The organism is Hymenobacter segetis (assembly GCF_038448715.1).
In the GTDB taxonomy this organism is placed as follows: domain Bacteria; phylum Bacteroidota; class Bacteroidia; order Cytophagales; family Hymenobacteraceae; genus Hymenobacter; species Hymenobacter segetis.
This window is the reverse complement of sequence record NZ_JBCEVZ010000010.1, coordinates 1-23,895: the sequence shown is the minus strand read 5'-3', so window position 1 is coordinate 23,895 and position 23,895 is coordinate 1. Positions and strand designations below refer to the sequence as shown.

The 23,895-nt window shown below is 62.0% G+C and carries 21 protein-coding genes and 1 tRNA gene; 13 read left to right on the top strand and 9 right to left on the bottom strand.

Features of this window, described 5'->3' with window-relative positions; translation table 11 throughout:
- Window positions 1-57: 57 nt before the first annotated feature.
- Window positions 58-1,995: a RecQ family ATP-dependent DNA helicase gene (locus AAFH49_RS06195; RefSeq protein WP_342296644.1), complete on the bottom strand. Its 1,938-nt coding sequence runs from the start codon at window positions 1,993-1,995 to the stop codon at window positions 58-60.
- 128 nt (window positions 1,996-2,123) lie between these two features.
- On the opposite strand from AAFH49_RS06195, the gene AAFH49_RS06190 reads away from it, so the two are divergent.
- On the top strand, window positions 2,124-2,516 hold the full coding sequence (locus tag AAFH49_RS06190) for a VOC family protein (protein ID WP_342296642.1): 393 nt from the start codon (window positions 2,124-2,126) through the stop codon (window positions 2,514-2,516).
- Window positions 2,517-2,603: 87 nt separating this feature from the next.
- On the opposite strand, the gene AAFH49_RS06185 is transcribed toward AAFH49_RS06190, so the two are convergent.
- On the bottom strand, window positions 2,604-3,389 hold the full coding sequence (locus tag AAFH49_RS06185; RefSeq protein ID WP_342296641.1) for an MBL fold metallo-hydrolase: 786 nt from the start codon (window positions 3,387-3,389) through the stop codon (window positions 2,604-2,606).
- A gap of 215 nt (window positions 3,390-3,604) precedes the next feature.
- Complete coding sequence (locus AAFH49_RS06180) at window positions 3,605-4,432, bottom strand: hypothetical protein (RefSeq protein WP_342296640.1); 828 nt, start codon at window positions 4,430-4,432, stop codon at window positions 3,605-3,607.
- Between the two features lie 550 nt (window positions 4,433-4,982).
- On the opposite strand from AAFH49_RS06180, the gene AAFH49_RS06175 reads away from it, so the two are divergent.
- Window positions 4,983-5,885, top strand: a complete 903-nt coding sequence (locus AAFH49_RS06175; RefSeq protein WP_342296639.1) for a COG4315 family predicted lipoprotein — start codon at window positions 4,983-4,985, stop codon at window positions 5,883-5,885.
- Window positions 5,886-6,004: 119 nt separating this feature from the next.
- Here AAFH49_RS06175 and AAFH49_RS06170 read toward each other — a convergent pair whose 3' ends face one another.
- Entirely contained in the window at window positions 6,005-6,664 is a 660-nt protein-coding gene (locus AAFH49_RS06170; protein WP_342296638.1) for an ABC transporter ATP-binding protein, read from the bottom strand.
- 135 nt (window positions 6,665-6,799) lie between these two features.
- Between AAFH49_RS06170 and AAFH49_RS06165 the strand changes: the two genes are divergently transcribed.
- The 4 genes from AAFH49_RS06165 (at window position 6,800) to AAFH49_RS06150 (ending at window position 10,490) form a co-directional block, all read left to right on the top strand.
- Complete coding sequence (locus AAFH49_RS06165) at window positions 6,800-7,972, top strand: glycoside hydrolase family 113 (RefSeq protein ID WP_342296637.1); 1,173 nt, start codon at window positions 6,800-6,802, stop codon at window positions 7,970-7,972.
- 105 nt (window positions 7,973-8,077) lie between these two features.
- The gene (gene sucC / locus AAFH49_RS06160; protein WP_342296636.1) at window positions 8,078-9,274 is read left to right on the top strand and encodes an ADP-forming succinate--CoA ligase subunit beta; all 1,197 of its coding nucleotides are present in this window, start codon (window positions 8,078-8,080) and stop codon (window positions 9,272-9,274) included.
- A 161-nt stretch (window positions 9,275-9,435) separates the two neighbouring features.
- Window positions 9,436-9,507 (top strand) — tRNA-Arg (locus tag AAFH49_RS06155).
- Between the two features lie 476 nt (window positions 9,508-9,983).
- Window positions 9,984-10,490: a fasciclin domain-containing protein gene (locus AAFH49_RS06150; protein ID WP_425293319.1), complete on the top strand. Its 507-nt coding sequence runs from the start codon at window positions 9,984-9,986 to the stop codon at window positions 10,488-10,490.
- Between the two features lie 83 nt (window positions 10,491-10,573).
- Here the strand turns inward: AAFH49_RS06150 and AAFH49_RS06145 are convergent, their stop codons facing one another.
- From AAFH49_RS06145 to AAFH49_RS06125, 5 genes are all read right to left on the bottom strand, one after another.
- Window positions 10,574-12,553 carry a T9SS type A sorting domain-containing protein gene (locus tag AAFH49_RS06145; protein ID WP_342296634.1) on the bottom strand — a complete coding sequence of 660 codons (1,980 nt, stop codon included), beginning with the start codon at window positions 12,551-12,553 and terminating at the stop codon, window positions 10,574-10,576.
- Window positions 12,554-12,700: 147 nt separating this feature from the next.
- Window positions 12,701-13,462 (bottom strand): PASTA domain-containing protein, encoded by a 762-nt coding sequence (locus AAFH49_RS06140; protein WP_342296633.1) that lies wholly within the window; start codon window positions 13,460-13,462, stop codon window positions 12,701-12,703.
- A gap of 169 nt (window positions 13,463-13,631) precedes the next feature.
- Window positions 13,632-16,328 (bottom strand): D-alanine--D-alanine ligase family protein, encoded by a 2,697-nt coding sequence (locus tag AAFH49_RS06135; protein WP_342296632.1) that lies wholly within the window; start codon window positions 16,326-16,328, stop codon window positions 13,632-13,634.
- Between the two features lie 88 nt (window positions 16,329-16,416).
- Window positions 16,417-17,115 carry a copper homeostasis protein CutC gene (locus AAFH49_RS06130; RefSeq protein WP_342296631.1) on the bottom strand — a complete coding sequence of 233 codons (699 nt, stop codon included), beginning with the start codon at window positions 17,113-17,115 and terminating at the stop codon, window positions 16,417-16,419.
- Complete coding sequence (locus tag AAFH49_RS06125; RefSeq protein WP_342296630.1) at window positions 17,112-18,128, bottom strand: glycosylasparaginase; 1,017 nt, start codon at window positions 18,126-18,128, stop codon at window positions 17,112-17,114. The genes AAFH49_RS06130 and AAFH49_RS06125 overlap by 4 nt, the downstream gene beginning before the upstream one ends.
- A 69-nt stretch (window positions 18,129-18,197) precedes the next feature.
- Here AAFH49_RS06125 and AAFH49_RS06120 point away from each other — a divergent pair, with 69 nt between their 5' ends.
- The 7 genes from AAFH49_RS06120 (at window position 18,198) to AAFH49_RS06090 (ending at window position 23,779) form a co-directional block, all read left to right on the top strand.
- Window positions 18,198-19,052, top strand: coding sequence for an N-acetylglucosamine kinase (locus tag AAFH49_RS06120; RefSeq protein WP_342296629.1), 855 nt, complete (start codon window positions 18,198-18,200; stop codon window positions 19,050-19,052).
- Window positions 19,053-19,128: 76 nt separating this feature from the next.
- On the top strand, window positions 19,129-20,319 hold the full coding sequence (locus AAFH49_RS06115) for a phosphoglycerate kinase (protein WP_342296628.1): 1,191 nt from the start codon (window positions 19,129-19,131) through the stop codon (window positions 20,317-20,319).
- Between the two features lie 228 nt (window positions 20,320-20,547).
- Window positions 20,548-20,889, top strand: coding sequence for a hypothetical protein (locus AAFH49_RS06110; protein ID WP_342296626.1), 342 nt, complete (start codon window positions 20,548-20,550; stop codon window positions 20,887-20,889).
- A 169-nt stretch (window positions 20,890-21,058) separates the two neighbouring features.
- On the top strand, window positions 21,059-21,595 hold the full coding sequence (locus tag AAFH49_RS06105; RefSeq protein WP_342296625.1) for a phage tail protein: 537 nt from the start codon (window positions 21,059-21,061) through the stop codon (window positions 21,593-21,595).
- 26 nt (window positions 21,596-21,621) lie between these two features.
- Window positions 21,622-22,164, top strand: a complete 543-nt coding sequence (locus AAFH49_RS06100; RefSeq protein WP_342296624.1) for a phage tail protein — start codon at window positions 21,622-21,624, stop codon at window positions 22,162-22,164.
- 36 nt (window positions 22,165-22,200) lie between these two features.
- Entirely contained in the window at window positions 22,201-22,743 is a 543-nt protein-coding gene (locus tag AAFH49_RS06095) for a phage tail protein (protein WP_342296622.1), read from the top strand.
- A 106-nt stretch (window positions 22,744-22,849) separates the two neighbouring features.
- Window positions 22,850-23,779 carry a methionyl-tRNA formyltransferase gene (locus AAFH49_RS06090; protein WP_342296620.1) on the top strand — a complete coding sequence of 310 codons (930 nt, stop codon included), beginning with the start codon at window positions 22,850-22,852 and terminating at the stop codon, window positions 23,777-23,779.
- Window positions 23,780-23,895 lie beyond the last annotated feature (116 nt).

The following is a 23,895-nucleotide window of genomic DNA, read 5'->3' as shown; positions in this document are numbered from 1 at the left end:
GGTGTTGATGAACGACTGGGCCACGCGGCCCGGAAGACGAGACGCAAATATGCGTCTCTACGGCACCACCAGCCGCCCATCGGCCGCATACGCCAGCTCGCCCCGGTCCACCATCTCACGCACGGCCGCCGTGATGGCCGCCGCCTGCGCGGGCGGAAACGCGGCCAGCAACTCGCGCGGCGATACGGCCGCCTGCCGAATGTGCGCCAGCAGCGGCTCGCGCAGCGACGGGGCCTGGGCGGCGGCCTGCGCGGCTTTTTTCTCGGCCAAACAAATGTCGCACACGCCGCAGCGGGCCGGGTCAGCCTCATCAAAATATGTGAGCAGCAGAATCTGGCGGCAGCGGGTGCCACTCAGGTACTGGCCCACGGCGTGGGTTTTGGCGCGGGCCAGGTCGCGGGCGGCGGTCATGCGCACTTGGTCGATGGGCAGCTTGGGCGCATCGAAGCGCGGCGTGGTGAACATGGCCTGCGGCGATTCCTGCTTGGGCTGGTAGTGCAATATGCCGGCCGTGTGCAGGTAGCGCAACTGCTGGCGCACTTCCACCACGCTGCGGCGCAGGTGCGTGGCCAGCGAATTCTCCGAGATGGTCTGAAAGTCAGAAAATAGCTCGCCACCGTGTAGCCGCAGCAGCGCCTTTATCAGCAAATCGTGCTGCGCATTGGCCACCTGGAAGGCGTACAAATCCTGGTGGCTCATAATCAGGTGCACCCGCGCCGGCTGGTTCACGGCCTCATTCAGCTGTACAAAGCCTTCGCGCTGCAAAATCTTGAGCGAATTGTGCGCGTCCACCGCCTTGATGCGGTAGGTTTCGGCAAACTGCTGAATGTCGAACTCAAACGCCGCCAGCTCGCCGCCGCCCACCGCCGTGCTGGAGTAGTTGGCCAGTGCCTGGTACACGCGCCGCACCGTATCCAGCGGCGGAAACGACTGGCTGGTGCGGCGGCGCAACTCGTCGGCATCGTTGGGGCCGGCCAGCAGCACGGCGAAGGCGTACTGGCCATCGCGCCCGGCGCGGCCGGCTTCCTGGTAGTAGGCCTCCAGCGTATCGGGCGCATCGAGGTGGGCCACGAGGCGCACATCGGGCTTATCGATGCCCATGCCGAAGGCGTTGGTGGCCACAATCAGGCGGACTTTGTCGGCAATCCAGTCCTGCTGCACTTGGGTGCGCTTCTCCGAGGGCAGGCCCGCGTGGTAGGCCGCCGCCGCAAACCGGTGCTGCTGCAAAAATGCCGCCGTGTCCTCCGTCTGCCGCCGCGTGCGGGCGTACACAATGGCGGTTTTGTTCGGCCCCACGCCGCGCACCACTTCCAGCAGCCGGCGCAGCTTGTCCTCGGTGTGCAGCACCGAGTACGAGAGCTTGGGCCGCGCAAAGCTCTGCCGAAATACCCCCGAACCTGGCCCGAACTCCAGTTTCTCCACGATATCGGCCTGCACCTGGGCCGTGGCCGTGGCCGTGAGGGCGATGACGGGCGTGCCCGGCGGCAGCTTCTCGCGTAGCTCGGCAATGCGCAGGTAGGGCGGCCGGAAATCGTAGCCCCACTGCGAAAGGCAGTGCGCTTCATCCACGGCCAGCAGGCCCACGTTCATCTTCGCCACCCGCACCTGGAACAGCTCCGTGAGCAGCCGCTCGGGGCTCACGTATAGGAATTTCACGCTGCGGCCGTACACGCAGTTGTCCAGCGCATGGTCGATTTCCTGGTGGCTCATGCCCGCGTAAATGGCTTCGGCTTTCAGCCCGCGCTTGCGCAGGTTGTCCACCTGGTCCTTCATCAGCGCAATCAGCGGCGACACCACAATGCAGATGCCCGGTCGCGCCAGCGCCGGCACTTGGAAGCAGATGCTCTTGCCGCCGCCCGTGGGCAGCAGCGCCAGCGTATCGTGTCCTTTCAGTACGGAATCAATGATTTCTTCCTGTCCCGGCCGGAACGCCGTGTGCCCCCAATGCTCCCTCAAAAGGGCCAGGGGCGAGGTTTCGGTAGGGGTGGAGGACATGGTGCGAAGTTACGGCTGACCGATGCTACCCGACACCCGCTAATAGTGGGCAGTTTGTTCGGTGGGCTGGTCAGCCACTATCTCCGCTTTACCGTTCAACAGAGCCAACGCTTACTCTCTTCTTGTTCATGGCCATTCAACCAAAAACCAAAGGCTTGGCGCACGTTGCCCTGCGCACCACCGATTTTGCCCGCGCTAAGGCCTTTTACCACGACTTGCTGGGCTTGCCCATCGCGCTCGATACACCCGAAATCCTGGGCTTTCTGGTCGGAAGCACGTTTATCGGCTTCAAGCAGGCGCAGCCCACCCATCCCGGGGGCGGCACTTTCACGCCCTTCAACGTGGGCCTCGACCACATCGCCATTGCCTGCGAAGACGAGGCCGAGCTGCACCGGGTCGCCGATGCCTTACAGGCCGCCGGGGTGGAGAACACCGGCGTCAAAATGGACACCGTGGCTCCGATGAAGTACGTGGCATTTAAAGACCCCGACCGCATCTCCTGGGAGTTTTACATGGTTTAACCGACTGCGTGTTGTGCATCAAAACGCAAAAACGTCCGGTTAAGCCACTGGCTTGACCGGACGTTTTTTTTGCGAAGTTACGCGCACTTACTTGGCCGCCGGGTACCAGTTGCGCAGCCGCACATCAATCTTTTTGTTGCCTGCATTTACCTGCTTTTTGAAGCTTTCCACGTCACTCAGGCCGTTCTGGCCCCGGTAGTGGTACGGGTACACAATGCCCGGCTTGAAGGCCAGCACGCCCTGCGCGGCCTGGTTCACATCCATGGTGTAGGGCAGGTTCATGCACACAAACGCCACGTCGATGCCTTTGAGGGCGCGCATTTCGGGGATATCTTCAGTGTCGCCGGACAGGTACACATTCTTGCCTCCCAGGTTCAGCACATAGCCATTGCCCCGGCCTTTGGTATGCGGCGCATCGGTCGCTTCGGGCAGGTTGTACATCGGGATGGCCGAAACCGTCAGGCCCAGCGTGTCGAGCCGCTGGCCGTTGCTCATGATACGGACCTGCGACTTGTACTCCGCCGGCAGCTTCTCGGCCACGGCTTTCGGCACCACCATTAGGGCCTTGCCCACGGAGAGGCCCGCCAGCGTTTGCGGGTCCAAGTGGTCGCCGTGAATGTCGGTGATGAGGATAACATCGGGCGCGGCCAACCCGGCATAGGCCGCAGCCCCGCCGTAGGGGTCCACGTAAATGGTTTTGCCATTCCACGTAAACACGATGCTGCCGTGCGTTATCGGCTGCACCGTAAGCGGACCTTTTTTGGTTGCAATCTGGTCAGCCGCCGTACGTGTAGTGGCCGCAGTAGTCGTTTGGGCTTGCGCCCGAACCGCGAAAACGGCCAGCGCGGCCGTAAATAGGAGGGTAGATTTCATCTGTCTTTCTGCCTGTTGATTAAACGTTATAACCGGATTGTTGCAGCAGCAAGGCCCTATGGCAACTGCTACCACCGAAAATCGTGACCATAACCCAGTCGCCCCGCACAAGTTCAGGCCGGCTGGCGGTTCACCCAGTTCAAAGAAGCAAGCAGCCACAAAAAAGCCCGGCACCTCACGGCACCGGGCTGGTAGAAGAAAGAAAGAACAATTAATTAGGCAGCTGCTTTCTCGCCGTTCTCACGGTCGTCAATGGCTTTGCGCAGCTTGGCAATGGCCTGCACCGCACGCTCCTCATCGAGGCGGTTGATGTTGAGAAGCATCTTGGTCTTCTCGGGACGAGTGATGACCGGATGATTCAGCAGACGGATGATTTCCTCCTTCTGCGAGGCCGTGGCGTACTGCACGGGCGCAGCAGCAGGAGCTTCAGCCGTTGCGGCCGGCGCTTCGGCGGGCAACACCTGCATGGTAGGCACGGCTTGGCCTACTGCAGCAGCAACCGGAGCCGGCGCGGCGGCCACCGCGTGGGTATTGGTGTTGTAGTCCATTTCCTCAGCGGGCGTGGGCTCGTAGCCAGCGGCGCGGATAATCCAAGCCAGGCAGTTGCGGTAGGCTTTGCCGATGGCGCGGGTCTGGGCCATGCTCATGATGGCAAATTCCTGGTAGAATTTCTTGCCGCTCTCCTTGTTCGAGCACACCGCGAATCCTGCTCCCACCGTGGTGCCGTGGCGCAGGTCAAACAGCGTCACTTTGGCCTGATACTTCATTTCCTCGGGGCTGCTCACGTTGATGACGTGCTCCACGATGGGCACGATGCCCAGGCGCGAACCGGCGTACTGCCAGCCCTCCACGTTCACAAACTCCTTGCCTTGTACGTTGGTCGTGAGCTTGTTATCCTTAATGAACTTAGCGAGGTCCTTCGCCAAATCCAGCGTTTCATCGGAGCGGGCAATGTCGTAGCTCTCGACTTTAACTTTTTTGGTAATGTCCTTGGTGGTTTTGGGGGCCTCGTTCATGGCTTTGTTCTTTAGTAATGTGTCCAACTGATGTTCGGGTTTATAACCCAAAGCTAGAAAGAAACGTGCCACAATTGCCAAAAATATTGGTAAATTTTATTGTTGTATATCAGGTGTTTGACTACATTAGCAAAATAATTTAAAACTAATATACTTGGGATAAGCCGCGTGCCGATAAAAAATGGCTTCAGGCCGACAGTCCAGCCGCCGGCCCGTCGGCCTGAAGCGGGGAGGCGGTGGGAGGGCTCGCTGATTTTATAACCCCTCAAACAACCTTTTGCCGGCCCGCTCCGAGTAGGTAGTTGTACCCCCGACGCCCGCAGGCCATCCCAAAGCCCGCGTGGAGACGCGCTCAGCAAAGCCGACCAAACCGCGCCCGGCCTGGGAACCCGGCGCTGCGTTTCCGGCTGCTCCTGGCGCTGCCTGCTGCATTTCCCCGATTTTTTTCTGCCTCCGGCGCTGCCGTGACTGCTCCCCGGCTTTGCCGGCCGGGGGAGTGTGGGTTTTTCTGTGCCTGTTTCTCCTTGAAATTCTTGCTGCAAACCATTTTACACCAACTTCTTACACCTTACAAGTCATGCAAAAATCAATAAATTCTCCATCGTTGCGCCTGTGGTCGCTTAGCCTGGGGCTGGCCCTGCTGTGCCTGCTGAGCCTGGTGGTTGTCAGCTGCAAAAAGGACTCCACCAACACGCCCGACGACCCCGATGCCGTGGCCAACGTGAAAGTGGCTACCTCGGCCACGCTTGGCAATTACCTCACCGATGCCAACGGCAACACGCTCTACTTCTTCGCCCGCGACATCGACGGCACCAACACCTGCACCAGCGCCACCTGCAACCCTCAGTGGCCAGTGTACTACGAAGCCAGCGTGAAAGTGCCCAAAGCCCTGAAAGCGGCCGATTTCGCCACCAAGAACACCACCGACGGCCGCCCGCAAACCACCTACAAAGGCTGGCCGCTCTACTACTACGCCCCGGCTACCAGCGGCGCAAACACCCGTGAAGCCCCCGGCCTCACCGGCGGCAATGCCATCGGCGGCATCTGGCACGTGGTGAACCCGGCCTACAACGTCATGCTGGCCAGCAAAAACGTGGAGGATAAAACCACGCACGTCGTGGCCAGTAAAACCTTCCTCGTGGACGGTCAGGGCCGCACCCTGTACTACTTCGCCAAGGATAACAGCAGCCCCACCACCCAGCCCACCAACTGCATGGGGGGCTGCGCCGCCATCTGGCCCGCCTTCTACCTGAGCGCACCGGTTGCGCCTTCAACCCTGAAAACGACTGATTTTGCCACCATCACCCGCGACCCCAGCACTACCGCCGGGCCTTATGGCAACACCACCAGCACCCGCGAGCAGCTCACCTACAAAGGCCACCCGCTCTACTACTATGCCGGCGACAACGCCACCCGCGGCCACGCCGAAGGCCACGATTTCGACGATTCCGGCGATAAGTGGTACGTAGCCGCGCCCTAAGGGCCGCCCCAAATAAAACCAGAACGTCAGGCTAAACCTACCGGCCGCCCTATTGCAGGAGGGCGACGGCGGGCACAGCCTGACGTTCTTTTGTTTAGTTCTCGACTGAAAAACGGCCCTTAGCCGCCTTCCAGAATGTGGCCGTCGCGCATCACAATCTTGCGGTCGGCCATTTCGGCCAGCTGGTCGTTGTGCGTCACGATGACGAAGGTCTGGCCCAGCTCCTTGCGCAGCAGGAAGAAAATCTGGTGCAGCTCCTGGGCGTTTTTGGTGTCGAGGTTGCCGCTGGGCTCGTCGGCGAAAATGATTTCGGGCGAATTAATCAGGGCGCGGGCCACGGACACGCGCTGTTGCTCGCCGCCGCTCATTTCGCTGGGCTTGTGGTCGGCGCGGAATTCCATGTTCAGCATCCCGAGCAGCTCGCGGGCCCGCACGCGCACTTCTTTTTCGGAGCGGCCGGCCAGGTAGGCAGGCAGGCACACGTTTTCGAGGGCCGTGAACTCGGGCAGCAGGTTGTGAAACTGGAAAATGAAGCCGATGTGCCGGTTGCGAAACCGGGCCAAATCGTTGCGTCCCAGCGAGCTCACCGACTCGCCATCGAACAGGATATCGCCCGAATCCGGCGAATCCAGCGTGCCCAGAATGTGCAGCAGCGTGCTCTTGCCGGCCCCCGAGGAACCGACAATGCTCACGATTTCCGACTTTTCAATCGTCAAATCGATGCCCTTGAGTACGTTCAGGGAATTGTAGCTCTTGTGAATGTTGATAGCTTGCAGCAACGGCGGGCAGCGATAGACGTGAGTGATGCGGTAGTGGCAAAGCTACGCACAATCCGGGCGGTGCCATGCCGCGTCTTATACGTAGCCAGCCAATTAAGCGCAAACCGATTCCCCGCCTTGACGCATTTTCCTTCCATGCCGCTTCCTATTTCTTCGGTGCGCCGCTGGTGGCCGCTGGTTTTACTGGCCCTGCTGCCGTTGCTGGGCCTGTTGCACTGGCCGCGCCGCGCCCCCAGCCCTGCCGAAACCGCCCGCCAAGCCCAGGATTTGGCCACGATGCCGTCGGCCTTTGGGGCGGCATTTGCGCCGCGTGGTCAGGGTGCGGTGGCGTCAGACAGTCTGCGGCTGCGCGGCGTGAGCTGGGTGGGCGGCGATTCTGTGACCGAGGCCGACCTAGCCCCGCTGCTGCGCGACCACGTCGGCTGGATTGCCCAGATGCCTTTCGGCTGGCAGGCAGGTGCCGCCGAGCCGGCCGTGCAAATGCACACTGCCCGGCCCGGTGGCCGCTTCGGCCTGTGGGGCGAAAGCGACGCCGGCATTGCCTCCACCGCCCGGTTGGCCCGGTCGCACGGCATCCGCACGCTGCTCAAGCCGCACCTGTGGGTGCGGGGCCGCAGCACCTGGCCCGGCGATATTAATATGACTAGCCCGGCCGCCTGGGATGCGTGGTTTGCCAGTTACGCCACCTTTATGCTGCACTACGCCGCGCTGGCCGAGGCCGCGCACCTGGACGGGTTGTGCATCGGCACTGAGTTGCAGCACGCCACCGAGCCCGCCCACGAAAAGGCCTGGCGCAGCCTCATTCGCCAGATTCGGCGGGTGTATCACGGCCCGCTCACCTACGCCGCCAACTGGAGCGGCGAGTACGAGCAAATCCGGTTCTGGGACGCGTTGGACTACGTGGGCATTCAGGCCTATTTCCCGCTGAGCGTGGCTGCTAGTCCGTCGCTTGATACATTACTAATAGGCTGGCAACCGCACCTGCAAAAGCTGGCCCGATGGCAGAAAAAAATCAAAAAGCCGGTAGTCTTCACCGAAGTGGGCTATAAAACCACCCCCGATGCCGCCGCCCGGCCTTGGGAATGGCCCGAGCGCACGGCCATGCTGCAAACGCCCGACGAGGCCACCCAGGCCCGCTGCTACGAGGCATTGTTCCGGGCCTGCTGGGGGCTACCGTGGCTCAAAGGCATGTTTATCTGGAAGTGGTACCCGGGCTTGCAAGCCGATGGCCCGGCCCGCCGCCACGCCGACTTTACGCCCCAGCACAAGCCCGCCGAGGCCGTTTTGGCCCGCTGGTACGGGCAGTAAATTCGCGCCACGCGCATTCGTTTGCTACAATCAGGGCCGGCCGCCGTACTTTCGTGCCACCAACCGCAAGGTCGCGTAGCTCAAAACCACCCCTTACCCGTTTTTATGAACATTCACGAATATCAGGGCAAAGAAATCCTGAAAAAATACGGCGTCCGCGTGCAGGAAGGCATCGTGGCCGACACTCCCGAGGAGGCCGTGGCCGCCGCCGAGAAACTGACCGCCGACACCGGCACCAGCTGGTACGTCATCAAGGCGCAAATCCACGCCGGAGGCCGGGGCAAAGGGGGCGGAGTGAAGCTCGCCAAAGGCATCGACAAGGTGAAAGACATTGCCAAGGACATCATTGGCATGCAGCTCATCACCAAGCAAACCGGCCCTGAAGGCCGCCTGGTGAACAAGGTGCTCGTGGCACAGGACGTGTACTACCCCGGCGCTTCGGAGCCGAAGGAGTACTACATGAGTGTGCTGCTGGACCGTGCGTTGGGCAAAAACGTCATCATCTACACCACCGAGGGTGGCATGGACATCGAGGAAGTGGCCGAGGCGCACCCCGAGAAAATCCACCACGAGCACGTGGACCCCGCCGTGGGCCTGCAAGGCTTCCAGGCTCGTAAAATTGCCTTCAACCTGGGCCTCGAAGGTGAGGCGCAGAAGGAAATGGTGAAGTTCGTAACCGCCCTGTACAAGGCTTACGACGAAACCGATTCCAGCATGTTCGAAATCAACCCGGTGCTGAAAACGTCGGACAACAAAATCCTGGCCGTGGACGCCAAGGTGACGCTGGACGAAAACGCCCTGTACCGTCACAAGGATTTCGTGGCCCTGCGCGACTTCAACGAGGAAGACCCCCTGGAAGTAGAAGCCAGCCAGAACAACCTGAACTATGTAAAGCTCGACGGCAACGTGGGCTGCATGGTGAACGGTGCCGGCCTGGCCATGGCCACCATGGACATCATCAAGCTTTCGGGTGGCGAGCCCGCCAACTTCCTCGACGTAGGGGGTGGAGCCAATGCCCAGACGGTTGAAGCGGGCTTCCGCATCATCCTGAAGGACCCGAACGTGAAGGCCATCCTGATTAACATCTTCGGCGGCATCGTGCGCTGCGACCGGGTGGCGAACGGCGTGGTGGAAGCCTACAAGAAAATCGGCGACATCCGTGTGCCCATCATCGTGCGCCTGCAAGGGACCAACGCCGAAGAAGGTGCCCGCATCATCGACGAGAGCGGCCTGAAGGTTTATTCGGCTACCCTGCTGAAAGACGCCGCTGCCCGCGTGAAAGAAGTGCTGGCCACTGCCTAAGCCGTTGACGCTTCGAAATTAAGAGCCTCGCCGATATAGTATCGGCGAGGCTTTTTTGGGCTTTTCGGTTAGTGCACAGAAGCAACTGTCGAGTAGAAAAACGGCCCCGGTATTTGGCTGCCGAGGCTTTTGCGGCTACTTTTGCAGTCCTATCCAGACCTGGTGATGTCGTACAACGGATAGTATGAGAGTTTCCGAAGCTCTTGATCTAGGTTCGATTCCTAGCATCACCACTAAAAACCCCATTTCCAAGCTGGAAATGGGGTTTTTTATTTTATCCGCTGTTGGGTGGACATTGTACAGGGTTGGGGCGCTTGAAGCACCGGTGAAAATCAGGGGAATGAATGCTTTTTAAATGATATTTATTTTATATATTATATATAAACTATTTATGCAAATGAGTACCGAAGTGTAAAACCCAATGCTGCTTCGCTGCCGTATAGGCTGGATAACAACTATTTCTCTCACTCCAACTCCCACCACCATGAACACGAAACCATTCTTCGCGGCCCTCGCCCTGACTATCGCCTGCTCGGCCACCGCCTTCGCGCAGGATATGAAAACCAAAAGTGACGCTGAAAAGACCAAGACGAAAGCCGACGGCATGACGACGAAGACCAAAATGGCCGACGATGGCAAGATGAAAGTGAAAGGCAAGTCGGATGCCGGCGATAAAATGAAGTCCAAAACCACGCCCCGCAAAGGCGAAATGGTCATGACTGGCGATGCCATGAGCACCACCACCAGCACCGGCGGAGTGATGGTGGGCGGGGCCATGATGACCCCCGATAAAGACATTGTGGATAATGCCGGCGGCAGCGCCGACCACACCACCCTGGTAGCGGCCGTGAAAGCCGCTGGCCTAGTTGAAACCCTGAAAAGTGCCGGGCCCTTCACCGTGTTTGCGCCCACCAATGCGGCCTTCGATAAGCTGCCCGCCGGCACCGTGAACTCGCTGGTGACGCCCGAGATGAAGCCCACGCTCACCAAAATCCTCACCTACCACGTAGTGCCCGGCCGCCTCATGGCCGCCGACCTCAAAGACGGCCAGGTACTGACCACCGTGGAAGGCGAGCAACTGACGGTGATGAAATCCGGCAGCAGCGTGATGCTGAAAGACGCCAAAGGCGGCATGGCCACCGTAACCATCCCGAACGTGGTGTCGAGCAACGGCGTAACGCACGTAGTTGACACCGTACTGATGCCGGCCAAGTAATTCTGCCAAATCAGACTCCTTGTCCCAATAAAAAAGCCGTCCGGATTGTCCGGGCGGCTTTTTTATTTATTGAATGGCAGCAGCTATTCCAGCACCAGCTTGCGGCCGATGGTGCGGCCGTCGGCCAGGGTTAGGCGGACGGTGTATAGGCCGGCAGGTAGCGCGGGCAGGGGCAGGGTGGCATTGCCGGCCTGGGCGGCGGGCTGCTCCCACACCACGCGGCCGAGGGCATCGAGCAGGGCGGCCCGCGCAAAGCCCGGTCCGGCAATGCTCACGGTGCCGTGAGCGGGGTTGGGGTAGAGGCTGTAGGCTGCGGCGACGTGGCCGGCGGTGGTGGCGGTGGCCACGTTGTTGGTCATCACGGGGCGCATCATGAGGGCCCCGCGGCCGGAGATGAAATTGGTGGTGTCCCACACGCCGGCGTTGTCGCGGACCAGCAGGTGCTGGGCCGGGAAGCCGTTGTTGTAGTCGACGGCGTAGGGCAGGAAGCGGCCGGCTGAGGTGGAGGGCTGCGAAAAGCCCACGTAGAAAATGCCCGATACCGGCACGGGCTGGTCGAAATCAATCTGATAGTACTGCGCGCCGGTCGGAATATTAGCCGCAGAAGAAGCCGGGATGGTGGCCGTTTTGGAAGCCCGGGCGGTGGCGGCGGGGCGGCCGTTGGCATCAGGCCACACGCTGATGGTGACGGGGCGGGCATCGAAATCGAAGGTCCGGGTGCCGCTGGTCACGCTGGAGGCGGGGTAAACCGGGTACAGGCGCAGGCCGCGCACGTAGTCGGGCTGGTTCAGGTCGAAGCGGTAGGCGAAGGCCAGCGGCGGGCCGCTGGCGAAGGGGGGCAGGTAGGTAGAGCCTTCGGCGCTGCCGTCGTCATAGGCGTAGTAATTGGCCAGCTCCACGTCCCGGAAAATGGTGTCGTTGGGCAGCGTGAGCGGGTTTTGCTCCTGCGAGTTCAGGGCCATGGTGTAGCGCAGGCGCTTGGCATCGGGGGTAGTGGGCAGGGGCACGGCGCTGGCCGCGCCGGTCACGGGCGTGAGGCGGGGCAGCGTGCTCAGGGGCAGGCTCCGCTGCAGCCAGGTGCCGATAACCGGGCCGGTGGGTAGCTGCTGCACGGTGCCCAGCACGTTCACGTTGAGGGGGGCCAGGCTGCTGCGCAGGTTGCTGTAGTTCACGCCGAGGTTGGCCGCCAGCTCGCTGCTGGGCGGCGTGGCGGCGTTGAATTGCCAGACCGGCATCGACGAAAAGCGGCGCAAAGGGCTGCGCATGCCGCCCGCCGGAATGCCCCCGGTGAGGCCGCCCCCAGCCCCCGAATCCAGAAACGTGGTGTCGGCCAGGCCGGCGGTGCGGCCCCGGTCCAGCAGGATGTAGTCCACGCTCCAGTTGTCGCGGTTTTCGGAGCTGTTGCCGGTGGCGATGAACATGAATTGGAAATTGCCATGCAGGTATTTGGCTTGTTCCAGCAGCACCACCTGCTGCCGGAAGCCGGTGCGCACCCGCTGGGCATTGTACATCCAGACCCGCTCCCAGAGGTTGGCATCGGTTCTCACAAATAGCTCCAGGCGCACGGGCGTGGTGCCGCCGTTGGCCCCGGGGGCGCTCACTACGCTGCCGGCCTGCCAGGCAAAGCTGAGGGCCACTTTATCGTTGATGGTGAGGCCGCCCAGGTTGATGGGTTGCGATACCAGCGAATCGAGGGCCCCGTACACAATATTCACCTGGCCGCTGTAGTTCTGGCCATCGGCGCGCAGGGCGTCGAGGGTGGCGGCCCCGCGGGTGAGGGGCTGAATGGCCAGGCGGTTGCTCACGAAGGCACCGCCCGTGGGCATCCATTTCAGCGGGTTGGGGTTTCCGTTGAGCGGCGTGGTAAAGTCGTCGAAGAAAGGCAGGGCCAGCGCCGTGGTGCGGTACATCTGGGTGTGGGCGGCGGCCGTAGGCGCGTAAGCCGCCCGGCTTGGGTCGGCCAGCAGGGGCTCGGAAGGGGAGAGTTGGGCGGCGGCCGTGCCCGCACTCAGCAGCAGCGCCGGCAGTAGCAGGCGGGACAACGTGTGGAATCGTGTCATCATAAGATTAGTAGGATTTTGAGGGCCTAACGACCAAAGCGTCCGGAAAAGTGCATTACGACGAAGCGGTGCCCCGCGCCGCCGAGCCGGCGAAAAAACTTGCACGGGCGCGGCGACGCAAAGCACCGCTTTGCGCTGAAAATTAATAGCTTACTTCGCTACCCAGATATCCACCAGCTGGCCCATGCGGATGGTGGCATCGGGGCCAGCCACGGGGCGCTGGCGCACCACGGTGCCCGCCACCTGGCCTTCTTCGGCGGGCTGCTCAAAGACTTCGCCCTTTTGCAGGCCCTGGCCTACGAGTAGCGTAATGGCTTCATCCTCGGGCATATTGATAAGGTTGGGCACGGCGAAGGTTTGGTTGCCCTGGCCGTCGCCCACCACGAGGTCCACTTTTGTGCCTTTGGCGATGGGCGCGCCGGGCGCGATTTCCTTACCGTTCACCAGTTGCTTCAGCACCGCGCCGGATGCCAGGTCGGGCACCAACTGAATCTGGCCCACCACGAGGTCGTAGCTTTTGAGGATGAGCATGGCATTCTTGGAAGAGCCGTCGGTGAGCTTGGGCATCTTAATCACCGGCGGGTTTTTCATGCTCACCTGGAGGTAGATTTTGCGGCCTTCCTTCACCTTTTCGCCCGGCGCGGGGTCCTGCACCAGCACGGTGAAGGGGCGGATGTTAGGGCTGTAGCTGGAGTCGTCCACGAAGTAGTTCAGGTTGCGCTCTTCGAGATATTTCTCCAGGTCGGCCACGTTCATGCCCGTCACTTTGGGCACGGTGATGGTTTCGCCGTGGTGCGTGCTCACGGGCAGGTACACGTAGAAAAAGCCCAGCACGAGTAGCAGGCCCGCCACGGCAATGAGCACGAGGTGCTTCACAACGTCGAGCGGAGTATTGGAGGTGAGGAAAGCCATTGAATGGGTAACGTGGGTATTGTAATTGGGAGTCCAAAGAACGTCATAATCGCCCGTCATGCAGAGCGCAGCGAAGCATCTTTACCGCTCAACGCAATTCAATTGAAGGAATTACTGATGGCGGACAAGATGCTTCGCTGCGCTCTGCATGACGGTCAATGACGACCTTTTATTGCGCAACGGCCTTTTCAGCCCGTGCCTTGCCAAACTCCAGAATCCGGTCGATGAACTGGTAGGGCGTGTAGCCGGCCAGCGCCGTCTGGTGGAAAATGCAGGTGGCCGGCGTCATGCCCGGCAGTGAGTTTACCTCGATGATGAGCACCTCCACCTCGCCCTCCTGGCGCACGCGCACGAAGGCGTCAATCCGGGCGTAGCCCTGGATGTCGAGCACTTCGGCCACGCGGCGCAGCACGGCCTTCACCTCGTTCGAGATGCGCTGGCGCTCCACGGGGTCCACGTCGTAGCGGGCGGGGGTGATGTTCTGGCCTTCGCCGGCCAGGAATTTCTCCTCCAGGCTCAGCACCTCGCCGGTGGCCAGGGCCTCGCTGGCCTCAAAAACTTCGATGTCGAGCAGGCCGTCCTCATCATAAGAAGTGAGCAGGCCACCCGTGATTTCGAGGAAATGCGCCGCCCCGTCGCGGCTGATGAGGGTTTCGACCAAGAAGGCATCCTTGCGGGGGAATTCCTCCTTGAAGCCCAGGTGCAGCACTTCGGCCGGGCCGGGCATGAGGTCTTCGTCGGTGCGGAAGATGAGTTGGCTGAAAGCTTCGAGCTCCGCGCGGTTCTTAATTTTTTTCACCGCCGAGGAGCAGCCGTCGTCGGCGGGCTTGGCGATGAAGGGGTAGGGAAACTGCGTTTCGAGTGAGCGGTAGAAGCTTTCGGCGTCGGCCTGCCACTCCAGCTTGGTAGCCATGCGGTGCTCGGCCACCAGCAGGCCGGCTTCGCGCAGGCGCTTGTTGGTTTCGAATTTATTGATGGTGACGCTGCTGCTGGCCACGCCCGAGCCGTTGTAGGGCAGGTTGAAGCTTTCCAACTCCTGCTGTAGCGCGCCGTCCTCGCCGGGCCGGCCGTGCAGGGCGATGAAGACTTCATCGACCATATCCGCCAACTCCTCGAACGAGATGCGGCGCGGCTGGGCCAGCGCCTGCCCGGCGTAGGTGCTGGTGATAACACTAGCCTCCTGCCGGATGCGGGCCAGGATGGGATGCGGGGCCTCGCCGGCCTCGGCGTGCTCAATTTTCTCGCGGATGTCGTCGGCGTTGTCCTTCAGCATCACGTTCACGGGCAGCACGTAGAGCTTGTGCTCCTGGGCCGAGCCGGTGAGGAACACCGGCACCGGCGCGTACTTGGCCGACGAGCTCAGCTTCTCATAAATGTTGCGCCCGCTTTCCACTGAAATGTGGCGCTCCGACGAGTAGCCGCCCATTATCACCGCCACGCGGATGCGCTCGGTGGCCTCGTGCTGGCGGCCGGCCACGGCCGTATCCAGTTGCTCCAACAGCGTCCCCAGCTTCACCGGGCGCAGGCCGGCGCGGCGGCGGGCCGCCAGCGAGGTGCGAATGAGGTAGGTGAGAAACTGCGACGGGTTCAGCCCGATTTCGGCCGCCTGATGGAAGAAGAACGAAGCCGGCAGCATGCCCGAAGTCGTGTTCGGGTCATTGAGAAACAGCCGGCCATCGTGCCCCACAAAGCCATCCAACCGCGCATAAACCTGGAAGCCGAACGTGCGGAACATCTCCTCGCAGGCTTCGCGGATTTCCTGGATTTTATCCTCCGGCAAGTCAATCGGTGTGACCTTGCGGGCCAGGCCGGGCAGGTATTTCGAGCGGTAGTCGAACATCTCCTCGCCCTTCACAATCTCGGTAGGAGGGAGGGCCAGTGGTGCGCCATCCGGGTCTTCCACCACGATGCACGAGAACTCGCGGCCGGCCACGAAGCTTTCCACTAGCACCTGGGTTTCGCCATCGATGTTAGTCAGGCGTACTTCCTCGGCGGTTTCCAGCCGCTCATTTAGGGTGAAGAGCAGCGTTTCGGGGTGGTAAATGGGCGCGGTTTCGTCATCGAGAACCACCGGTAGGCCGATGCCTTCGCGGATGTCCGTGAGGTGCTGCACCCAGGCAATCTGGTCCTGCTCGCCGAGGCGCTGCCAGTCGGCCCGCGTCACGATTTTGCGGAATAGGCTTTTGTCAATGGCCGCCTCAAACTTGGCTAACTCATCGGTTTTCAGAATGCTCACGCCGATGCTGGAGCCCTGGCGCGGCGCTTTCAGCACCAACGGCAGGCCCAGCTCGCGCACTAGGTAGGAGAGGGTGGCGGCGTGGTCGGTGCGGTCCCATTCCTCGGCCGTGATGACGCGGAAATCGGGCGTGGGCCGGCCCAGCGCTTTCAGTAGATTTTTCTGCGCGATTTTATCAATGCCAAACGCCGAAGGCAGAATGCCGGAACCCGAGTACGGAATGCCCAGCCACTCCAGCAGGCCCTGAATGGCGCCGTCCTCGCCGCCCGGCCCGTGCAGGGCCAGGAAGGCGAAATCCATCAGCAGCGGCAGCTGCTCGGCGTCAATCTTGCGGCCCACCTTGGCAATGGCCTCGAACTTCTCGTCGTGGCTCAGCTCGCCCAGGCTTTCGATGTAGACCTGCAAATGGTGCAGCGAAGGCGGCTGCGAACTCACCGGCGGGTAAAAGTCCCGAATGGTGCCTTTGTAAATAAACTGCCAGTCGAGCAGAATGAACTGCCCCAGGCTATCGACGAAGATGGGCACGGGCTGAAACAGCGCCTTGTCAAGGTTATCAAACACGGTGCGGCCGCCGGCGAAAGAAATTTCCCGCTCGCGCGAAGTGCCTCCGAAAAAAATACCGATTTTCATAAGTGTGGCAAAGGTAAGAACCCGTAGCGCGGACTTTTAGTCCGCGGGTGAACAACCGCCGCTCGCGGACTAAAAGTCCGCGCTACAGCTACGCCACAAGCCCGGCCACCAAAACCGCATCCGTCTCAAAACGTTCGGTCTGAAATAACCCGGCAGCCGGGTCGGCCGGCACCAGCCGCTTGGCGCTGGCATGAAACTCCCGCGCTCCGGTGCGGGTGGCAAGCGCCTGAATGTTAGCTTCCGTGATACCCGCGCCCGGCATCACGCTGATGCGCCCGGCCGCCTGCGCTACCAGTGCCGCCAGCTGCTCCTGCCCCGCAAATGCTGTGGGCTGCCCGCCCGAAGTCAGCACACGCTGGCAGCCTAGAGCAATAATATCCTCCAGTGCCTGGGACTGGTCGGGGCAGGCGTCAAAGGCGCGGTGAAAGGTGACTTGCAGATTCCCGGCAACCTCAATGAGGCCTTGGCAGGCATCCATATCCACGTGGCCGGCAGCATCCAGCGCGCCCAGTACCACGCCCGCGCAGCCCAGCTGGCGGCACATTTCAATATCAGCCCGCATGATGGCCAGCTCCTCGGCATCATACACGAAGCCGCCCGGCCGGGGCCGAATCAGCACAAATACCGGAATCTGAAGCTGCGCCCGCACCGCCCGAATCAGGCCGTAGGAAGGCGTGATGCCACCCTGCTCCAGGTTCTGACACAGCTCGATGCGGTGCGCGCCGCCCGCCTGTGACGCCCGGGCCGAGGCCAGCGACCCCGCGCAGATTTCCAGGATTCGGGTCATTTTAGCAAAAACTCGCTGTCGCGCAGCACTGGCGCATCAGTGGTGCTCACCGTGAAATTGAAGCCCTTTTGCAGGGCGTATGCTCCCGTCTGGCCCTGGTTGTTGAGGGCGATGAAGGCCACTTGGATGTCCTTCGCCTTCACGCCTTTGATGGCGGCAATGCGCCCAATCGCCTCCTGGCAGGCGGCCTGTGGCGAGCGGCCCTGGCGCATGAGCTCCACCACGGTGTGGGCACCCGCGATGCGCACCACGTCCTCGCCCTGGCCGGTAGCGGCGGCGGCCCCTACGGCCGGGTCCACAAACAGCCCGGAGCCGATGAGGGGCGAGTCGCCCACCCGGCCGCGCATCTTGAAGGCCATGCCGCTGGTGGTGCAGCTGCCGCAGATGCGGCCCTGCGCATCGAGGGCCAGCATGGCGATGGTGTCGTGGTTCTGCGGGCCGCCCACGGGGCCATTGGTGCGGATTTTGGAGTTCTCGATGTTGACGACGGGCTTGTACTGGCTGGTCTCGAGCCACTTTTTGTAGGCCTTTTCCGCATCGGCGCTCAGCTTGCGCGGCTCCAGCGGAAAGCCTTGCGCCATAGCAAACTGCTGCGCACCCTCGCCCACCAGCAGCACGTGCGGCGTGCGCTCCATCACGCGCCGCGCCACGCTGATGGGGTGCTTGATGCGCTCCAAGGCCGCCACGCCGCCGCAGTTGAATTTTTCGTCCATGATGCAGGCGTCGAGCGTCACGACGCCGTCGCGGTCGGGGTTGCCGCCCAGGCCCACGCAGCAGCCTTGTTCGGCCTCGGTCACCATCACGCCGGCCTCCACGGCGTCGAGGGCGTAGCCGCCGGGCCCCAAGATGCGCCACGCGCCTTTGTTGGCATTCACGCCCGCGTCCCAGGTCGAAATCACGATGGGTTTGCCCAGGGCCGGGGCGGCCGGCAGGGCCACAGCGGCGAGTGGGGCTGCCGCTAGTCCGGCCAGCCCGGCGGCGGAAGTGTGCAGAAATTTCCGGCGAGACGACATAATAAAGAGGGGAAATGAGACGGCGAAAGATACACCCAGCCGCCAGCTCCCGCGTACTTTCGCTTCACTATGCTACTCCTCGCCGACGGCGGCTCGACCACTTGCAGCTGGTGCCTGCTGGACCATGCCAACCCCATCTACTTCCGCACCGAAGGCTACAATCCCTATTTCTGGGATACGCCCGCTATTGCCGCCTCGCTGGCGCGGAGCGTGCCGGCAGCGGTGCGCCAGGCCCCCATCAGCGCCATTTATTATTACGGTTCGGGGGTGCTTTCGCCAGCTAAAGCGGAGATAGTGGCCGGTGCACTGCGGCAGGTGTTTCCGCAGGCGCGGCAGGTGCAGGTGGCCGAAGACCTGCTGGCGGCGGCGCGGGCGCTGCTGGGCCGGCAGCCGGGCTTCGCAGCCATTCTGGGTACGGGCACCAATTCCTGTTTGTATGATGGCCAGCGGATTACGCAGATGGTCGAGTCGTTGGGCTACTCGTTGGGTGATGAAGGCTCGGGCACATCCATCGGCCGGGTATTGCTGCGTGACTACCTGCGCGGCCGTCTGCCTGCGGGCCTGGCCGACCAGTTCAAAGCCACTTATCAGCTGGGCGAAATCAGCGAAGTGCTGGACCGCCTCTACAATCAGCCCTCACCCAACCGCTTCCTGGCCGGCTTCGCCCGCTTTGCCGGCGAGCATTATGCCGAGCCCTATTGTCAGGCAGTGGTAGGGGAGGCGTTCGATTCTTTTTTTGCGCAAATCGTCACGCATTATCCCGATTATCAAAATTATACCTTCAACTGTGTAGGCTCCATCGGCTACCATTTCAGGGCTGCGCTGGCCGCTGCGGCCACCCGTCACGGCATGGCCGTGGGCCAGATTCTGGAAACCCCGATTGAAGCGCTGGTCCGCTACCACCGCACGCCCAACCCTGAATGAGTTTTGCCGGTAAGCAGGTAAATCTATGAAAGCGCTGCACTTTTGCGCCATCATCACCCCAAGTCCCCAAAACACCATGAACACCCTCGATACCTATAATTTTGCCGGCAAGCGCGCCGTGATGCGCGTCGATTTCAACGTGCCGCTCGACAAGGACCTGCGCATCACCGACGACACGCGCATCCGCATGGCCACCCGCTCGGTGATGAAAATCCTGAACGACGGCGGCTCCGTGGTGCTGCTCTCGCACTTGGGCCGGCCCAAGGGCGGCTACGAGCAGAAGTACTCCCTCGAAGCCCTCGTGGCGCGCCTCTCGCAGGAATATGGCCGCGAAGTACAGTTCGGCGGCGACGTGCTGGGGGCCGAGGCTGCCCAGAAAGCCGCCGCGCTGCAGCCCGGCCAGGTGCTGCTCATGGACAACGTGCGCTTCTATAAGGAAGAGGAAGCCGGCGACCCGGCTTTCGCCGCCAAGCTGGCCGCCCTTGGCAACGTGTACGTGAACGATGCCTTCGGCACCGCCCACCGCGCCCACGCTTCCACCGCCGTCATGGCCAGCTCCTTCGCTCCGCAGGACCGCGTGGGCGGCTACCTGCTGCAGTCCGAAATCGACAACGCCAAAAAGGTGCTGGAGAATGCCGAGCGGCCCTTCACCGCCATCATGGGCGGGGCCAAGATTTCGGACAAGATTCTCATCATCGAAAAGCTGCTCGATAAAGTGGACAACCTCCTCATTGGTGGCGGCATGGCCTACACCTTTGCCGTGGCCGAAAACGGCCACGTCGGCAGCTCGCTGCTGGAGGCCGACAAGGTGGACCTGGCCCGCCAGCTCATCCAGAAAGCCAAAGACAAGGGCGTGAACCTGATGCTGCCGTCCGACTCGCTCATCGCCGACAAATTCGCTAACGACGCCAACGTGGACGTGGCCGCCAACACCAGCATCCCCGACGGCTGGATGGGCCTCGACCTCGGCCCCGACTCGCGCGAGGCCTTCGCCGAAGTTATCCGCCAGAGCAAAACCATCCTCTGGAACGGCCCGATGGGCGTATTCGAAATGAGCAACTTCTCGCTCGGCACCGAGTACGTGGCCCAAGCCATTGCCGAAGCCACGGCGGCCGGTGCCTACTCGCTCATCGGCGGTGGCGACTCGGCCGCGGCGGTGCAGCAGCTCGGCTTCGGCGACCAGGTGAGCTACATCAGCACCGGCGGCGGCGCGCTGCTGGAGTACATGGAAGGCAAAGAACTGCCCGGCGTGACGGCTCTTGGCTAGGGCTGCCGCCCGCTATTTCCGCAAAACACCGAAAAGCCCCGGCCCCCACAGCGGCCGGGGCTTTTCGGTGTTTTGTTGTTTTCGAACGGGCAAAAAATAAATTGAGCGGCTCGGAAAATCAGGTATTTCTACGCTATTGCGGCGGTTGGTACGGGCCTTACTTTGTGGGCTGTTAACACTTGGATGTTTTCAGGACATAACTTGCTAAAACCAATGCTGGCCCCGCCCATGACTGGTACGCTAAATTTCTTTTTTGCTGCTAAATTGGTGCATAAAGGCTTTGACCAACAGCGAATAAGATTAAATAATGACGAAGCTATTTGCAGTATGATTCCGGCGTGTACCTTTATGCCGCCTTCCTCATCGCCTCATTTCCACCCGATGATTCTACCCGCTACTTTGGCCCCGCTCAACGCGTTCTACCACGGCGCTGCCCACCGCATTGGCATCATGCCGAAACCGGCTGCCCTGCCGCGCCATGTGGCTGGGCAAGCCAATGATATGAGGCATCAAACCGGGAATGCTGCAAGCTTGCACAAAATCGACAGCGTGATTTTATGTGCGCACTAAAAGAAGCGGGCAGGACCGGCTAGTAAAACCGACAGGGCTTTCGGCCACGTGCGGCCAGCACTGGCTTATACGTCCGCCGCTGCCACGCAGCACTTGGTTGCTTTCATTGCTTTTGCCCCGGCAAAAGCCTTTTCATTCCATTTTTTCACCCTCTTCACTTCATTCTTACATGGAAGCTTACGTAGGCGAAATCCGTGCCGTCGGGTTCAATTTCGCGCCGCAGAACTGGGCCTTATGCCAGGGCCAGATTATGCAAATCCGGTCGAATACGGCCCTGTTCTCGATTCTGGGCACGACGTACGGCGGCAATGGCACGACCACCTTCGCCCTGCCGAACCTCTGCGGCCGGGCCATCATCAACGCGGGCAAGGGCCCGGGGCTATCGGTGTACCCGCAGGGCGCGGCCGTAGGCAGTGAGGGCGTCACGCTGGATATGACACAGATTCCGGCCCACCTCCACACCATCACCGGCACGCTGCCGGCTTTCGATGGCCTGGCGGACAAGGGCACTCCCGACAATAATTTTCTGGCTACGACCTCCGTCAGCCAGTACGGGGAAGAAGCCGGCAGCAAAACGATGGGCCAGGGCATTATCAAGGGTACCTCCGGCCCAGGCGGGGGCGGGCAGGCGCACAGCAACATGATGCCCTACCTGACCATGAACTACATCATCTGCCTGGTGGGCGTTTTCCCGCCCCGTTCCTAACCCCTGACATTTAAACAGCTTTTCTTATGGATAACTACGTTGGTGAAATCCGCGTTTTTGCCGGCAACTTCGCCCCGGAAGGCTGGGCGTTTTGCAACGGCAGCCTGGTCAATATCAGTGAAAATCCCGCGCTGTTTCAGCTGGTCGGCACGACCTACGGCGGCGACGGGCAAACGACCTTTGCCCTGCCCAACCTGCAGAGCCGGGTGGTGGTAGGCCAGGGGGTGGCCGCCACGGGCACCAATTACCCGATGGGGATGAGTGCGGGCGTGGAGAACGTGACGCTGACCACCCTGAACATGGCGACGCATACGCACCCGGTCAGCAGCACCATCAGCGCGATGAACGGCGGCACACCCGCCAATACGCCCGTCAACAACCAGTTCGGGAGCAATGGAGCAAGTGAATACGCCAGCCCGGCGGGGGGAGCGAATGCCACCCTGGCCCCCGGCTCCGTGACCGGCCAAACCACCCCGGTGGGCAGCAGCGCGCCGCACCTCAACATCCAGCCCGTGCTGGCGCTGAACTACATCATCGCCCTGTACGGCATCTACCCGTCGCAACAGTAGTTTCTTCTCTCCCACCTCGTATCAGCTCCCCATCATATGGACGGTATATTCCTCGGCGAGATTCGCCTCATGAGCTTCGTTTTTCCTCCGAAAGGCTGGCTGCTCTGCCAGGGCCAGACATTGCCCGTTAGCCAGAACCAGGCCCTATTTTCGCTGCTCGGCACCACCTACGGCGGCGACGGCGTGACCACGTTCAAGCTGCCCGACCTGCGCGGCCGCGTGATTCTGGGCCAGGGCCAGTCGACGGCCAGCGGCACCAACTACGTGCCGGGCCAAGTGGCCGGCACCGAATCGGTAGCGCTGAACGCCAACCAGATTCCGGCGCACGTGCACCCCTTCTCGGGCACGGTGAAGACAGCGGACTCGGCCGACGGCACCTCCCCATCCAATTCGTATCCGGCTCCCCCTCTCAACCAAGGCAACCAGTACGCCAATGGCTCGGCCAACACGACCCTGGGCGGGCAGTTTACGGGCAACACGGACAACAGCGGGGGCAGCCAGCCCCACGAAAACCGCCAGCCGCTGATGGCAATGAACTACGCCATTGCCATAACAGGCATCTTCCCTTCGCGCGGCTAATCCTTTGGCTCCGCCGCCAATAAACCGCGCCGGCCTGGGTAGCAGCCCGTCTGCTGCCGGTGGCCGGCGCGGTTTATTGGCGGCGGGCTTTCCTGCTTCCTACCACATGCAAGTAGCCGTTATCATCAGCAACGAGCTGGGCTGGCCTGCTCTCCAGGCCCTGGCGGCCCAGGGCGCCGTGGCGGGCGTGGCCGTGCCCCGCTGCGCCCCGCTCGATGCCACCGAGCAGCTGGCGGGGCAGGCCGCCACGCTGGGCCTGCCCGTGGTGCGCCTGGCCCGGCCCCGGCTGGCGACGGAACTGGCGGCCTGGCTGCAGGAGCTGCAGCCGGCCGCCGTGCTGGTGTTTACGCTGCCCTGGCGCATTCCGGCGGCGCTGCTGGCGGTGCCGCCGCTGGGCTTCCTCAATTTTCACTTGGCCGCCCTGCCCGGCTACCGCGGTCCCGAGCCCCTGTTCTGGCAGCTGCGCAACGGCGAACCAGCCGGCGCTGTGACCGTGCACCGCATGGACGCCGACTTTGACACCGGCCCCGTGCTACTGGCCGAGCCCGTACCCATCGGGCCGGCCGATACGCACGGGCTGCACCGGGCCCGCCTGGCGCTGCAGGCCGCCCCCGTGGCCCTGCGCCTGCTGGCCAGCCTGCGCGGCGAGGGGCCGCCCCTGGCGCCCGTGCCCCAGGACGAGGCCCGGGCCCGCTACTGGCCGCGCCCGGCCCTGGCCGACGTATCGGTGCGCTGGACGGAGCCGGCTGCGGCCATTGAACGACTGGTGCGCGCTGCCAACCCCTGGAACCGGGGCGCGCTCACCACCCTGCGCGGCCAGCCGCTGCGCCTGCTGAGCGTGCTGCCCCACCCCAACGCCGCCACCGGCCCGGTGCCCCCCGGTACGGTGCTCCACGCAGATGCGGCGGCCGGCATCTGGGTAGCGTGCGGCAAAAATGAAGCCCTGCGCCTTGACATGGTAGCCCTGGAAGAAGGCTATTTCACCGGGGCGCAGCTCCTGCAGCTTGGGGTGGGCGTCGGCGAAGTACTGAATTGATTTCCCTAAAAAGGAAACGCTAAAATCGAGTAAATCACTGCATTACATAGTGCCTTTGTTTCATCCTTTCAAATATTTTTTTATGAAAAAACATATAATCCTCTGGGTACTGCTCC